Raw genomic sequence first — 14,355 nt, 5'->3', positions numbered from 1 at the left:
ATGAACAATTATGGCAAATGGATTTTCAAATTACAGAACCATTTATACTCAAGGTTGATTGGGATAAAGTAACGTATGAATTTTTAATTCGTATTAAGCCCGATGCTTCTAACACTATTGTTTTTGGATCCGGAGCAGGTGGGTTTCAAGAACAGCCAATTGGTCCACCTATTTTTCATCGACATTCTTGGATGGATGAATTTGAAGATACTGTTATATATTATAATGACCCTACGTTATATCTTGGAAAATTATCTTTAGGCTGGGGACAGGGAGAGTTAAATAGATTTTATTTACAAGATATAGCAAATATTTTAGAAATAGTATTTGCAAAGTTAAAAGTTGATTCGAAAAATGTGTTGTTTTATGGCAGTTCCGGGGGAGGATTTATGTCTTTAATTTTAGCTGGATTCGTTAAGGGCTCCACAGCTTTAATTAATAATCCTCAAACAAATTTATTAAAATGGATACCTGTACCAATAAATCTAGTTTTCGATTTGTCTTATCCAAATTTATCAAGAGAAGAAGTTGAGGAGAAATTTGGCGAAAGAATTAATGTTGTGAAATTTTTTAATCACATTAAATATGTACCGAATATTTATTTTTTACAAAATTTCGCGTGTGAATTTGATGTGCAAAATCATTTACTACCATTTATTTCTGAATTAGAGCAACTTGATAAAGACACGGAAGTAAATCAAATTATAATTGACTTATATTTTGATAAAAAAGCAGGGCATGCAGCTGTAGGGAAGAGTGAAACAATTGAATATATAAAAAAAGTAAAACCTAATCAGACTGTAAAAGAAGAACAAAAAGAAGTGGACCTATCAGTCGTTATAGTTTTAGGAGAAGAAAAATCAAAATTGAATCAAATTTTAAATAAAGTGCAGCATATAAAACCAATAGAAATTATTATTGTAGCTGATGATAGAATGAGTGCGATACAATCTATACCAACATTTGTTGAAAGTAACGTTGTTGTGATTGAGGAGAAAAGTAAACGGAAAGCACCAGTTCATGGGGCAAAAATCGCCAATGGTGATGTAGTCTTATTTTTAGATGGGGAAGATGTTATTTTTTCGGTAGAATTAGAGCGATTTATAGAACCGATACTGAAAAAGGAACAGGATGTAATCTTAAATAACATAGACTCCGTATGTTTTGAAAAGATGAGAGTAGAATGGCCAAGTATTGCTATGGTGTATAGAAAAATAGTAAACGATGTATTGGGGCGTATGGATTTAAAATATGATTCGATGTTATCTATGCCATATGCTATTACTAAAAAAGCAATTGAAGACATTGGATATGATATCTTGCAGAACCCTATTCTGTCCCAAGTCACTCTTATTGAGAAAGGGTGGCGACTACAATCCTCGTCAGCCATCACTAACACCTCCTTGAATAATATGCCCGCAAACGAAACCTCTTTCTATAAAAATGAATTAACTAAATTAGAAGTATATGAGATTAAAGAAAATATAAAAGCTTTGGAGAGTTGGTTACAACGAAAAGATGATAGAGGTAACTATACAGATGGAGGAAGAAAAAGAGAAATTATAGAGCAGTTAAAAAAACAAAAGAATTATTCACGTTTCCATAAAGGATGGGGAATGAATTCATCAATTTATAATGGAAAACAGTTATCAATTATTATACCAGCACAAAATGAAGAATCAACGATTAAAGAAGTTATTCTTGAGGCAAGAAAAATTGAACCGAAAGAAATAATTGTTGTCATTAATGGGTCAACAGATCAGACAGAAGTAATTGCTAAGCAATCAGGGGCAACAGTAATTGTTTATGAAGAAAGATTAGGGCATGATGTAGGACGGGCAATTGGTGCACAAGAAGCCACAGGGGATATACTTCTCTTTATTGATGCTGATTTTGCTATTCCAGCAAAAGATCTTCATCCGTTAACGCAAGCTGTTGCGGATGGTGTTGATATGGTTTTAAATGATTTAAATTTAAATCTTAGATTTCCTCTATATATTGTAAGTTTATATAAATATATGTTGAATATTGCTTGTAACCGTAAAGATTTAGGGGTAGGATCTACAATTGCTGTTCCCCATGCTATTAGTAGAAAATGTTTAGAGGGAATTGGCTGGGACACTCTTCACACAGCGTGTGTTGCACAAGTAAAGGCAATATTAGAAGGGTATAAAGTCGGATGTGTCCATTTTGTAGATGTAATGAAACCAAATCGTATTCGTCCAAATGAACACTTCGCAACAGTAGGACATCCACCAGCTGTATTGAGAATTACCGGCGATCATGTAGAAGGGTTTTCTTATTTACTAAAGAATAGGGATTTTAAAGATTTATTTTAATTTGGAAGCTACTTTATTAACCGGCTTGAAATAGCAACGGATAAAGTATGAGTTACGTATTGGAATAAAAACAAAATTTTAAAAATTGCTTTTTTAATTCAGTGTAAGTGAAAAGTAAAAACCTCTTCAAATACATGAAGAAGTTTTTACTTTTTTATTTCAATTTATTATAAGTATATAAAGTAAAGAGTAAATAAAGCAGTAACGGAATTAACTTAATATTAGATGCAAGAAAGGAGAGAATACCTTTTTTTACATCAATAAAAGGTATTTTAAGATTTATTTAGAAACTAAAGTCAATCCAAATGGTGGTGCAGAAATATTCGTAAGGTGCAATGATGAAAGTTTGTCTAATTTTAATGTAATACCATTTATCGCATGTATTTCTATTGCAGTGAAAGATGATTTGAGTTTCTTAGTTAATTTAGATAGTTTAATCAAACGTTAATTACCTATAAAACGAATAGTAAAATAGCATCTAATTTATAAAAATTAGTACGAGAGTCGTGTCCGAATTTAATTAACTGCATATATTGTTAAAGGAAAGGAGGGAGAGTTATGGCATGTATTACGAATAATGTTTGTTTAGATGTGTGTCTTAAAATTACAATTACCCCTGGTAGTGGAATTGATGCAGTAGTAGATTGTGGAGGCGAATGTGGGACAAGTCCTACAATTATAATTAATCCTAGTGGATCAATTGTTATTACTTTACCATTAGTTGCATGTTTCTCAATTGCACTAAATGATGATTTAAGTGTTGAATCTTCATTAACAAGCCTTTCTTTTCAAACTTCTTAAGAAGATACAGAAATGAAAAACCTGCCTTCTACTTTTCTTTTGAGTTGATGTAAAAATAAAAAAGATGGTTACAACCCATCTTTTTTATTCTGTCATATATTAAAAATGATATAATATATTATTTAGTAGGTAGGATGTATAATTAGAAGCACTCTTTACCTCTTTTTTGTTCGATGAGGTAAGAAATTGCTTCTATATGATCGCCAATGATTTGTTGTGTTGCTAATGAAAGGGAACCTTCCTCAGAGAAGTGTTTTTCAGGTCGAACACGATTCAATTTATCAACGTCGACAGAATAGACATTTTGTACATGTAAGCCTGCTACAATTGTTTTTACTTGACTTAAGGTTGGTGAAAGAAGTGAATCAAACCCAATTGTATGAATGCATTTTCGACTAAAAGCATGAGGGACAGCAATTGTGGATCCCATACCTAAATCTTTTCGATTACATGCTAAGTTGATAGCATATTTACATGCGGTGACAATAGAATACGGTAGACGATACATATAGTAGTGCTCTAGTTTATTTAAAGCTAAGTCTGTGCCATTTTGAATAGATTGTACAAATGGTAATAAATCATGACTAGAAATTAAGAAATCTCCATCTATAAATAATAGTATTTCACCTTTTGCAAAAAAGGCACCAACAGCACGTCCTGTATCATTTCCAAGTGCTTCTTCGTAGCTTATAACTGTTGCACCGCAACTCTTCGCCAATTCCTCTGTTTTATCTGTTGATCCATTAACAATAACAATAATTTCAAAAGGTTTTAATTTTTGTACCTCAAAAATGACAGATTCTATCGTTTTTTCTTCATTTTGAACAGGGATGATAACTGATAATTGTTGATCTCCATAAGTATTTGAATAAAACTCTTTACCTGTAATTATTTTTGGAATGGATTTTTGTTCTCCGTTTTGAAGCCCTAAAATAATATCCCGCTTTCGATTATTATCGGTATAGTTTCCTCTTGGATCTTGCATTTTACTTATCCAATTTGCAATGGCTTCAAGATGATAATGAATGAGTTGAGTTGAAGGAAAAGGGAGAACTTGAGGGATAGGAATGTTTAATTGATCGCAAATCCGAAATTTATGTTCAATAATTTTCATTTGTGCCAATATGGGATTTGATAAATTATCTGGATTAATTACATCAAGTACTTCTTTTGTCATTGCATAGGGAGGAAATAATAAGGAGTTAATATTTAAATCTGGGCGATAAAAAAAATGATTTGTAACTTGCTGCCAAATCATTGCTAAATTGGGCTGTTGTTTTTGATAAAAAAAATCATCTAAATTATTTAATACGACGTCAGCACATCCATTTAGTAATGGTTGAAGAAATTGTATAAGTAAGGAGGGGGGAACCATGTAATTTTCATCTAAAAATAAGAGATACTGCCCCTTTGCTTTTTTTGCACCAATTACATAAAGATTAGGAGATTCTATCGGTTCTTCTAGTGTAATAATTTCACAATTGTAGGAATCTGCACTCCCAATTGAATCCTGGGTATATCCGTTAATAGTAAGGATAATTTCTAAAGGCTGTAGTTGTTCACATGCTTTCAAAATTCCAGTTAAATTTTTTATTTTATGTTGTATAGGGATAATAATAGAAATTGAATTTTTACACATAAGCAGTCTCCTTTTTAATCAGAGGTAGTTGTTAATAAGGTTAGATAAAATAGGAGATATATTTTCTTTTTGTTATAAGCATAACAATCATTTGTTTTTATCAGATTCACAATTTTCATTACTTGAGTTAGACTTTTTATTTATTCCAGAAGCGAGTAAATTATTGAGAACGCTAAGGTCTAATTGCATAGGGATTGAGTTTTCGGATGTAGTTTTCTCATTTTCTTTTTTTGTAGTTAATATAGTCTTTATATTTTTAATTTCTTTATATTGTTTTAAGGTAATGAAAAATCCAGAAATAATAAAGAGAAAAGAAACAGTAGCAAGTAAAAGTATTATTTCCAACATAAAAGAGCCTCCTTTAAAACTACAATAATATTAATAGTTGAATGTAATAAAACAGAATTCGAGCCAATGAGTTCACTTTTTAAATATATGCAAGTCTTTAGTAAAAGTTACTGATTTCTAAGTTAGAGGAAGCAATTATAGAAACGTTATAAATATAAATAAATGAAAGGTTCATTTATAGTGTAAAGGTATATATTATATAGCCTAAACTTCATTTTATAAAAAGTTAAATAGGGTGTAAATTTATACAAAAAGAGCATTTAATTGGACAAATAATTAATTATGTGAAATAATAATAACAGACAAGGAGACGTTGATTTCCCTTAAGTGCTTCGAATTAATTTTATTCAATAAGAGAAGGTGTGCTTAAAGAAGTTAAATTAAAAAAGGAGCTGTTTTATTATATGCAACAAAATAATGATTTAAATTTTGAACCTCAAGACGTTAATATTGTCAATCCTAAACAAGCCAGGAAAGCAGTAATTGCTACTGGTATAGGGAACGCAATGGAGTGGTTTGACTTCGGATTATACGCGTATTTAGCGGTAATTTTAAGTCAATTATTCTTCTCAGGTGTTGATAATAGTGGATTGCAACTTGTACTTACATTCGGTACATTTGCAGCAGCCTTTCTCGTTCGACCAATCGGAGGTGTATTCTTTGGTAGAATAGGAGATAAGTACGGCCGAAAAATCGTGTTAAGTACTACTATTATTTTAATGGCACTTTCTACATTATTCATCGCATTACTACCAACCTATGAACAAATTGGTGTATGGGCACCAATACTACTTTTAGTTGCCCGAATGATTCAAGGCTTCTCTACAGGCGGCGAATATTCAGGAGCAATGGTTTATATCGCAGAATCTTCTCCAGATAAAAAGCGTGGTATACTCGGTAGTGGTCTTGAAATTGGAACACTCTCAGGTTACATTGCTGCATCGGTAATTGTTACCATTTTGACGTTATTGTTAACAGATGAGCAAATGCTCAGCTGGGGATGGCGTATTCCGTTCTTAGTAGCTGCACCAATTGGTTTGGTCGGTTTATACTTACGCCGTCATCTAGATGAATCTCCAATCTTTGAAGAGATGGAAAAAGCACAAGAGGAATCTGAAGACAATGAACAATTTTCATTTATGGACATTATTAAGTATCACAAAAAAGACTTCTTATTAAGCACAGTAATTGTCGCCTTCTTTAATATTACGAATTATATGATTCTTTCGTATATTCCTTCTTATCTAACTCAAGTACTTAAAGTCGAAGAAACAACAGGCCTATTAATTATTTCTATTACGATGGCACTTATGATTCCACTAGCACTATATTTCGGTAAATTAAGTGATAAAATTGGTAATAAACGCGTTGTGCAAATTGGTTTACTTGGTTTAACTGTATTTGCAATTCCAGCATTTTTACTAATAGGTAACGGACATATTGCAGCCATATTTGCAGGTATTTTCGTACTAGGTTTCTTCTTAAGTGTATATGAAGGAACATTACCTTCATTATTACCATCACTCTTTTTCACTGATGTACGTTATCGAGCACTTTCGATCTCATTTAATATTTCTGTATCGATATTCGGTGGAACAACACCGCTTGTATGTTCATACTTAGTTCATGCAACTGGTAACCCGCTCGCACCGGCATTTTATTTAGCAGGTGTAAGTATTATTGGATTAGTTGTATTTAGTGTACTATTCGTTACGACTTCAGGGCGTGCGCTAAAAGGTTCATATCCTACAGTAGAAACGAAAAAAGAAGCACACCAAATTGCTAAAGAAGATCCTGAAGAAACACTTTGGTGGCATGAAGAGTCATTAGAAATTGAAGCAGGGAAGAATGCTTCCATTTAAAAAGCAACGTAGAAGTATAAAAAGACTCCTATGAAAAAATAGGAGTCTTTTTATTACGTTATTTCTTTCGTTTCTTCAAACTTTTTTGATATGCATAAAGCTTATGAATCTCTTCCTTAAATTCATGTAGAAGTACAGTGTTTGCACCATTTGAATAACGCACAGTATTATAAGCATCTATAATAATATCACTTTGAATATTTACATCTTCTTCATCGTTTATTCTTTCTAGCCAAGTCTCAACAGTTTCTCCCCGTTTTCTATTTAAAGGAGGGGTTAACTTACTCTCTAGCTTGAAAATTTCCTTCCGAATTTCGTTATGTGGCGGTTTATTTCGTTTAAAACGATTTTGGCTCATTCCTTCTTTATCAGTAATGATAGTAGATTCGAAGGCGGGCATATTTGGTAAACTTAAATGTTTTCGTTTTTTTACTATTTTCCAAACCACGTAAATAGCGATAGCTGTACAGACTATTATTGTAGCGCTATTTATGAGTATTGGATCAAAATCAGGAATTTTTTTCCCATCTTCAATTTTGGGTTTTAAGAGATGTCCTTTATTTGCCCAAACATCTTCAGTATCTTTTAATTCCGCTGCTTTAATTAATGGCATTAAAGCATAGCCGACGCCTAATGCGACTACTTCCGTTATAAAACCAAAAATAAGTCGAATGAAAGGAAATACTTGAACAATGAATATACTCATTAAGCCAATCGTAATGATAGAAGCAAAACGTAATAGTTGTTGTTTGCGATTTGCCCCGGTTAACCAAAATGTAATCATAAGATGCAAGGCTAACATTAATAGTTTCCACAACGGTGGAAAGGGTGCATAAAATATAACTGAAACGACAAACCATACAATACCACCTAAAGATTTTTGAACTGGATATCCAGGTCCGACCACATGCACGATAAAGAAAAATAGTGGTAATATGATTGTGCCAAAAAGAGAAAAAGGTAAAAATAAAGAGAAAAGAACGATTTGAAGAACTAAAAGTATTACAAATCCTGTTGTTTTTTTCTGCATAAATTTATGAATAAGAAATACTCCAATATAGCCTGTTGTTAAAAATATTGCAATACTAATTAGTTCATCTCTTTCTGTTAATAATGAAAGCAGGAGGAGCAGAATGAAATCATGAATGTGATATAGCCAAGTTTTCAACTGGTTCCACCATCCCTTCACTAGTAATGAGAAACGTTGGCTGCGAGAGAAGAGGGAGTTCATTTCTTTGTAAACCAATGTATATCATTGTAGACGATCGTTCTCTCTTTCTCTTTACATAATGAAGGAATCCTTGTTTCGGAAGTAACGTACTATCATCTGAAATACGGGCTAATTCTTCTAAAGCTTTTGCATATTGTGTTTGTCCTTCATTTAACGGTACATGTAATGCACCGCCTTCTGCTAATACACTAATAAACAATTCAAACGGAATGTGGTGCTTCGTTGTGTACTGGAAAATGTATGTTGCATATGAAATAAGTTCTTCTACATTATCTTTCCAACCAAATCCACGATCGGCAGCTAAAGAAAGACAAATCGTCCAACTATAATTTTTTACAGGTTCATATTGCTTCGCTTGTAATTGTTGCATTTTAGCAGATGCCTTCCAATGAATAGAGCGGAAAGACTCACGCTCATATCGCTTTACACCGATAATAGATGTTTCATCATTGTAAAAAGAAAAATTCGTTCGATAAAATCCATTCAAAAGTTGCTGAAGTTCTTGCAAACCTGCTACTTCTTTAGAAGAAGGATACACAATAATTTCAGTCCTTAATTTATCAAAAACAGGTAAATGTACAGTTAATAGATGAAATGGATCTTTTAATACACATTCAAACTGTTCAATTTGAAACACACCACGCTTCGTTGCGGTTAATGTTAAACCCCATTTTTGTGCCGAATGTGCGGGTTGTGAAAATGGGAAAGAGAATAATGTTTTTGATATTTGTTCAATGCCTTGCTCTTTATGCGGTATAAGGGACGAATTTAAATGAAAGTAACAAACACCATTAACGAGCGGTATGCTGGCTCCATTTTTTAAATGAATAAAAAACTGTCCAGATTCCTCAGGAAAAAGCCGTGTAGTTTGTTTCTCATTTATGATTTGAAACTTCTTCTCTATGAAAGCGACATATTTATAAATAAAAATCGCAAATATATAATAGAAGAAAAAGAGAAACATAAGCATTCGTTGCGGGAAAAAGAATGTGAAAAGTAACGCGATTGGAACGGTTAGTTGAATAATATGGAGTTGAAAAAATAAAGGCACAGTTACAACACGCTGTCCATTCATGCTTGCTCAATCTCCACAGGTACGTCAACTTCTTTTAAAATACTTTTCATAATATCATTTTTTGTCGTACGTAATGCACCTTCCATTGATAAGACGATACGGTGATTCCAAACAGAAGGAACTAACAATTGTATATCTTCTGGTGTGCAATATTCTCTCCCGCGTAAAAAGGCTAAAGCTTGAACAGCACGTACTAAAGCTAATGTGGCACGTGGGCTTACACCGTTAGCGATATAATCATGATTTCTTGTAGCATGAGCAAGTTTAATAATGTAATGTTCTAACGGTTCCGAAACAAATATTTCTTTTACTCGTTTTTGAGATTCTAAAATATCTTCTAATGAGATGACAGATGTGACACTTTCTAATGGTAAATCGTTCCGAAAACGTCGCATCATTTGTAGCTCATCTTTAGGAGTAGGATAACCGATTGAAATCGTCATTAAAAAGCGATCAAGCTGTGCATCTGGAAGAGGGAAAGTCCCTTGTGATTCAATTGGGTTTTGCGTCGCAATAACAAAGAACGGTTTCGGCAGAGGAGTTGACTGCTTCTCAAGCGTCACTTGTCGTTCTTCCATCGCTTCTAACAAACTCGACTGCGTTCTCGGCATTGCACGGTTAATTTCATCTGCTAGCAAAATGTTTGTCATAACTGGTCCAATTCTTAATTCGAATTCGCTTGTTTTTGGGTTGAAGTATTCAATACCTGTTACATCACTTGGAAGTACATCAGGAGTGAATTGAACGCGAGAAAAACTACCACCAATACTTTTGGAAATGGTTTTCGCCAGTAACGTCTTCCCAGTACCAGGCACGTCTTCGAGCAGTACATGTCCACCAGCAAGAAGTGAAACGAGCAGTAGATCAATAACATTTTCTTTCCCAACAAACACAGATCCGATGTTTTCTTTCAATTTATTTATCATATGTACCATTCCTTTCATTATAAAAGAGCTAATATTTCTATATTTTAACAAATTATTCAGAAAATTTGTATGGTTTTTTAATTCAAAGAAATGGATATTTAATTATTAAATTACTCTTGCATATTTTGGAATATGATTATACAATATCGATATACGATGTATCGTAAGTCGATATATCATAAGGCGATGTATCGGAGGTAGTTATAATGAATGGGAAGGCGCAAAAATATATTCCGTTAACTGAGGCGACATATTACATACTGTTATCACTAGTGAAACCAATGCACGGATATGGAATTATGCAAATGGTAGAAGAGATGACAAATGGGGAAGTAAAGCTCGGTCCTGGTACTTTATACGGGAATACGACGAAATTACTTAAAGAAAAATTAATTGTTGAAGTTGCCTCTACAGATAGAAAGAAGTGCTATGAGTTAACGCCGTTTGGGAGAGAAGTACTGGAACTGGAGTACAACAGATTACAGCGGTCTGTAAAGAATGGAAACAGTATATTAGGGGAGTGAATGGAAGATGGAGACAAAAAGGGTATTTAAATTTTTTACGGCATGGAATTTAGAAAAAGAAGAAGCTTTTTTACGAAAGATGCATCAGCAAGGTTGGGCATTACAAAAATATAATTTAATGTATACGTTTCAGAAAACTGAGCCAAAAGATGTAATATACAAAGCTGATTTTAGATTAGTTTATAGAGATTCGAAAGAACAACAACAAGAGTATTTCGAAATATACGAAATGTCAGGTTGGAAACGCGTAACAAGTTTCACAAGATGGAATTATTTTTGTAAAGAAGTAGAAGAGGTTAATGAATTGCCTGATATTTACTCAGAAAAAGAGACGAGGATACAAAAACTAAATGAATTATTGCTATTCCTTGTTATTATATCAGCAAGTATATTACCATCAATGTATAACCTATTTTTAAGCCCGATGGAATCAAGATTGCCAATGTGGGCGAAAGTTACGACAGGTCTTTCAGGTTGTATGTGGATGTACTTTTTTATAAGACTCTCTTGGAAAATCAAAAAATTAAAAAGTGAAATATTATAATAAAGAGTGGAGTTTAAAAGAAGTTGATGAGAGGGAAAACCGGGATCAACTTCTTTTGTTTCTATATAAACTTAATTTGCTCACTCTTTTTTACATAATAAAAACTATGCAATTAAGGTGTAGAACTACTAGTTAAGTATTAAAATCTTATAACCAAATAAAAATCATAAATGAATAAGAAATGATTCTTAATAATAAACCACTAGTTAAAATGATCCGAAATCCTAAATATTAATATTACTTGATGTATTGTCCTTTTTTGAATATTAACAAAAGAGTGCGAAGTTTAATATATAATAAGGAAGAAATACGTTTTTTTACCGTATTAAACGAAAAAATCCCTTATAGAAAAATCTATTTCTATAAGGGATAATCATGTTTTTATTAGAAAGACTGATTTTGCGCAGGTTTAATAAATTGTTCAGGGTTTTCAACAAGTCCGCATACAGCACATTGGACACGGTATGTAGGTCCTTGATAGGCCATATGAAAAGCATTCATCGTTTCATTTGTGTATTCTTCTTCTACTTGACCAGTTTGTGGATTTATTTTGACTGGTTTTACTTGTTGCTCAAGAATATTAAAGCGAGTACGGTTCGTTTTACAGCTTGGACATAGCATTGGTTCCATATGTATACACCTCCATTTGTATCATTTCTTAAAATCTTTAATTTTATGCAAGCAAAAAACTTTCTCAATATAAATAGGTGTTTAATGTATTTAAAATTCAGAAAAAATAAAATATAATAAAAGTACGAACTGGTTATGTCCAAACCAAATCTCCTGTTTTATGCCAATAAGCTGGGGGGCCGAGAAATCGGCCTCATTTTTTTTGCTCATTACTACAAGGAACAAGGTTTTTGTGAGACTTTTGTCGAAATTTTAGGGATAGATACAAAGGGGGATGTAAAATGGATTTGAAAATGAAGTACATTATTTTATATGTAGAAAAGTTTGAGGAATGTTTAAAATTCTATAAAGATATTTTACAGTTACCTATAAAAGCAGAGCACGGTACATATATTGAATTTAATACTGGAACTACCATTTTAGCGATGAATACGCGGCAAGATGTGAAAGAATTAACAGGACTACCGCTTACAGAAGGTGAATTAAAGTCTTCTCATTTCGAATTAGGATTCGTTGTTGAGAATGTACAAGAAACGATTGAGCAATTTAGAGAACAAGGAATCAAGATTTTAGTTGAACCGATTGTAAAACCGTGGGGACAAACAATTGCTTACATTGCTGATCCAGATGGAAATTATATTGAAATTTGCAGTTCATTAGAATAGAGGGAGAAAGAGAGATGGGATTTCCAAAACTAGAAACAGAACGTTTACTCTTAAGAGAACTTACACTATTAGATGCAGAAACGATGTTCCAATATTTTTCGAAAGAATCAGTTATACGTTATTTCGGAATGGATTCTTTTGAAAATATTGAGCAAGCGAAAACAACGATTCAAACGTTTAAAAATCGTTATGAAGAGGGCAGTGTATTTCGCTGGGGAATCGAGAAAAAAGGGACGGGCCAATTAATCGGAACGTGCGGATTTCATTTAATTAATAATAATCATAAACGAGCTGAAATTGGTTATGAATTAGATGATACATATTGGGGACAAGGATATGCATCGGAAGCATTACAAGCGATTTTAGCTTACGGATTTGAAATGCTGCAACTGATAAGAATCGCAGCGGTTGTATATGTAGAAAATAAAGCTTCTCAAAAGTTGTTAATAAAAGCAGGATTTCAAGAAGAAGGATTACTTCGAAAACATATGATTCAAAATGGAGTTGCTCATAATACTATTTTATATTCTTTATTAAAAGAAGAGTGGAAGAAGTAATGAGCACAAACGAACTTATAACGATTATGAAGAAGCATAGGGAAAATAGATTCATTTTAGGTATAGATGGTTTAAGTCGATCTGGAAAACAACATTCGTAACCAATTTAAAAGAAAATATGAAACAAGAAGGCATTCCGTTTCATATTTTCCATATTGATGATCACATAGTGGAGCGTAATAAACGATATCATACTGGATATGAAGAATGGTACGAGTATTATTATTTACAATGGGACATTGAATGGCTAAGGCAGAAATTTTTTCAAAAGCTACAACATGAAACAAAATTGAAATTACCTTTCTTTCATGAAGAAACAGATATATGTGAAATGGAAAAAGTACAGATTCCTATTGTAGGGGTAATTGTTATTGAAGGAGTTTTTCTGCAGCGAAAAGAATGGAGAGATTTCTTTCATTATATGGTCTATTTGGATTGTCCAAGAGAGACAAGGTTTCTACGTGAGAGTGAGGAGACACAGAAAAACCTTTCAAAGTTTGAAAATAGGTATTGGAAAGCAGAGGATTATTACTTAGAAATGGAATCGCCGAGGGATAGGGCGGATTTAGTCATTAAATGATTTGAACATAGAAGGTGAATAGAATGAATATTTTATGGGATTTTGATGGGACGTTATTTGATACGTATCCTGCATATACAATGATGCTTTCTGAAATATTAGGTGATTCAGTAGAAAAACAAGAAATATACAAAAACTTAAAAATATCATACTCTCATGCAATTCAGTATTATAATATTTCATGCGAGCAGGAAGAAAAGATTAAAGTTTTGAAGGGAAAATTCACGTCAAAAGATATGAAACCTTTTGCAGGTGTCGAAGAGGTTTTGAAATTTGCAAATAAAAATGTGATTATGACCCATAAACATAGGGAAGGGGTTATGGGCATTTTAAAATATTACGGCTGGGAAAAATACTTCGTAGATATGGTTACAATTGACGATGGCTTTCCTCGAAAGCCAAACTCTTTAGCTTATAATCATCTGCATAAAAAATACAATATTGATTTAGCTATTGGAGATAGAGAATTAGATTTATTACCTGCAAAAGAATTAGGTATTTCAACATGTATGTTTCAAGGTAATTGTGATGTAGCGGATTATTCTTTATCACATTACTCGGAGTTTTTTAAGATAGTGAGTGATAGAGAGTTTTCTTTATAAAAAAAGTTATTAATAAAGACTGAATCTTTCAT

15 protein-coding genes and 1 pseudogene are annotated in these 14,355 nt (G+C 32.7%); 10 read left to right on the top strand and 6 right to left on the bottom strand.

The features are described from left to right. Positions 1–17: 17 nt before the first annotated feature. The 3 genes from MKY21_RS15055 (at position 18) to MKY21_RS15045 (ending at position 3,140) form a co-directional block, all read left to right on the top strand. A complete protein-coding gene (locus MKY21_RS15055) occupies positions 18–2,339 on the top strand; it encodes a glycosyltransferase family 2 protein (RefSeq protein ID WP_001986534.1) in 2,322 nt (773 codons plus the stop codon). 256 nt (positions 2,340–2,595) lie between these two features. Next, positions 2,596–2,787: a hypothetical protein gene (locus MKY21_RS15050; protein ID WP_044797305.1), complete on the top strand. Its 192-nt coding sequence runs from the start codon at positions 2,596–2,598 to the stop codon at positions 2,785–2,787. 110 nt (positions 2,788–2,897) lie between these two features. After that, positions 2,898–3,140, top strand: coding sequence for a hypothetical protein (locus tag MKY21_RS15045; protein WP_000752186.1), 243 nt, complete (start codon positions 2,898–2,900; stop codon positions 3,138–3,140). Between the two features lie 142 nt (positions 3,141–3,282). On the opposite strand, the gene MKY21_RS15040 is transcribed toward MKY21_RS15045, so the two are convergent. Both MKY21_RS15040 and MKY21_RS15035 read right to left on the bottom strand, forming a co-directional pair. Further along, positions 3,283–4,779, bottom strand: coding sequence for a glycosyltransferase (locus tag MKY21_RS15040; RefSeq protein ID WP_341076656.1), 1,497 nt, complete (start codon positions 4,777–4,779; stop codon positions 3,283–3,285). 87 nt (positions 4,780–4,866) lie between these two features. Then, the gene (locus MKY21_RS15035; RefSeq protein ID WP_044797303.1) at positions 4,867–5,127 is read right to left on the bottom strand and encodes a hypothetical protein; all 261 of its coding nucleotides are present in this window, start codon (positions 5,125–5,127) and stop codon (positions 4,867–4,869) included. A gap of 404 nt (positions 5,128–5,531) precedes the next feature. Between MKY21_RS15035 and MKY21_RS15030 the strand changes: the two genes are divergently transcribed. Beyond that, a complete protein-coding gene (locus MKY21_RS15030) occupies positions 5,532–6,989 on the top strand; it encodes an MFS transporter (protein WP_001186931.1) in 1,458 nt (485 codons plus the stop codon). A 58-nt stretch (positions 6,990–7,047) separates the two neighbouring features. Here the strand turns inward: MKY21_RS15030 and MKY21_RS15025 are convergent, their stop codons facing one another. The 3 genes from MKY21_RS15025 to MKY21_RS15015 are packed head-to-tail and all read right to left on the bottom strand — an operon-like array spanning position 7,048 to position 10,221. Beyond that, positions 7,048–8,157 (bottom strand): DUF4018 domain-containing protein, encoded by a 1,110-nt coding sequence (locus MKY21_RS15025; protein ID WP_272514326.1) that lies wholly within the window; start codon positions 8,155–8,157, stop codon positions 7,048–7,050. Then, positions 8,129–9,295 (bottom strand): DUF58 domain-containing protein, encoded by a 1,167-nt coding sequence (locus MKY21_RS15020; protein ID WP_341076652.1) that lies wholly within the window; start codon positions 9,293–9,295, stop codon positions 8,129–8,131. Before MKY21_RS15020 ends, MKY21_RS15025 begins: the two co-directional genes overlap by 29 nt. Beyond that, positions 9,292–10,221 (bottom strand): AAA family ATPase, encoded by a 930-nt coding sequence (locus MKY21_RS15015; protein WP_341076651.1) that lies wholly within the window; start codon positions 10,219–10,221, stop codon positions 9,292–9,294. The genes MKY21_RS15020 and MKY21_RS15015 overlap by 4 nt, the downstream gene beginning before the upstream one ends. A gap of 206 nt (positions 10,222–10,427) precedes the next feature. On the opposite strand from MKY21_RS15015, the gene MKY21_RS15010 reads away from it, so the two are divergent. Further along, on the top strand, positions 10,428–10,745 hold the full coding sequence (locus MKY21_RS15010; RefSeq protein WP_001013434.1) for a PadR family transcriptional regulator: 318 nt from the start codon (positions 10,428–10,430) through the stop codon (positions 10,743–10,745). 7 nt (positions 10,746–10,752) lie between these two features. Beyond that, on the top strand, positions 10,753–11,289 hold the full coding sequence (locus tag MKY21_RS15005) for a DUF2812 domain-containing protein (RefSeq protein WP_000448684.1): 537 nt from the start codon (positions 10,753–10,755) through the stop codon (positions 11,287–11,289). Positions 11,290–11,673: 384 nt separating this feature from the next. Here MKY21_RS15005 and MKY21_RS15000 read toward each other — a convergent pair whose 3' ends face one another. Beyond that, entirely contained in the window at positions 11,674–11,919 is a 246-nt protein-coding gene (locus tag MKY21_RS15000) for a hypothetical protein (RefSeq protein WP_000433602.1), read from the bottom strand. A 281-nt stretch (positions 11,920–12,200) separates the two neighbouring features. Here MKY21_RS15000 and MKY21_RS14995 point away from each other — a divergent pair, with 281 nt between their 5' ends. The 4 genes and pseudogenes from MKY21_RS14995 (at position 12,201) to MKY21_RS14980 (ending at position 14,323) form a co-directional block, all read left to right on the top strand. Continuing rightward, entirely contained in the window at positions 12,201–12,584 is a 384-nt protein-coding gene (locus tag MKY21_RS14995) for a VOC family protein (RefSeq protein ID WP_000364497.1), read from the top strand. Between the two features lie 14 nt (positions 12,585–12,598). Continuing rightward, positions 12,599–13,141 carry a GNAT family N-acetyltransferase gene (locus MKY21_RS14990; RefSeq protein WP_000506653.1) on the top strand — a complete coding sequence of 181 codons (543 nt, stop codon included), beginning with the start codon at positions 12,599–12,601 and terminating at the stop codon, positions 13,139–13,141. Next, positions 13,141–13,721 (top strand): annotated as a pseudogene (locus tag MKY21_RS14985) (kinase). Before MKY21_RS14990 ends, MKY21_RS14985 begins: the two are co-directional and overlap by 1 nt. Positions 13,722–13,744: 23 nt before the next feature. Then, the gene (locus MKY21_RS14980) at positions 13,745–14,323 is read left to right on the top strand and encodes an HAD-IA family hydrolase (protein WP_044797297.1); all 579 of its coding nucleotides are present in this window, start codon (positions 13,745–13,747) and stop codon (positions 14,321–14,323) included. The last annotated feature ends 32 nt before the right edge of the window (positions 14,324–14,355 follow it).

This window comes from Bacillus sp. FSL R9-9497 (assembly GCF_038005805.1).
Taxonomy (GTDB): Bacteria; Bacillota; Bacilli; order Bacillales; family Bacillaceae_G; genus Bacillus_A; species Bacillus_A cereus.
This window is presented reverse-complemented; position numbering and strand designations above follow the sequence as displayed.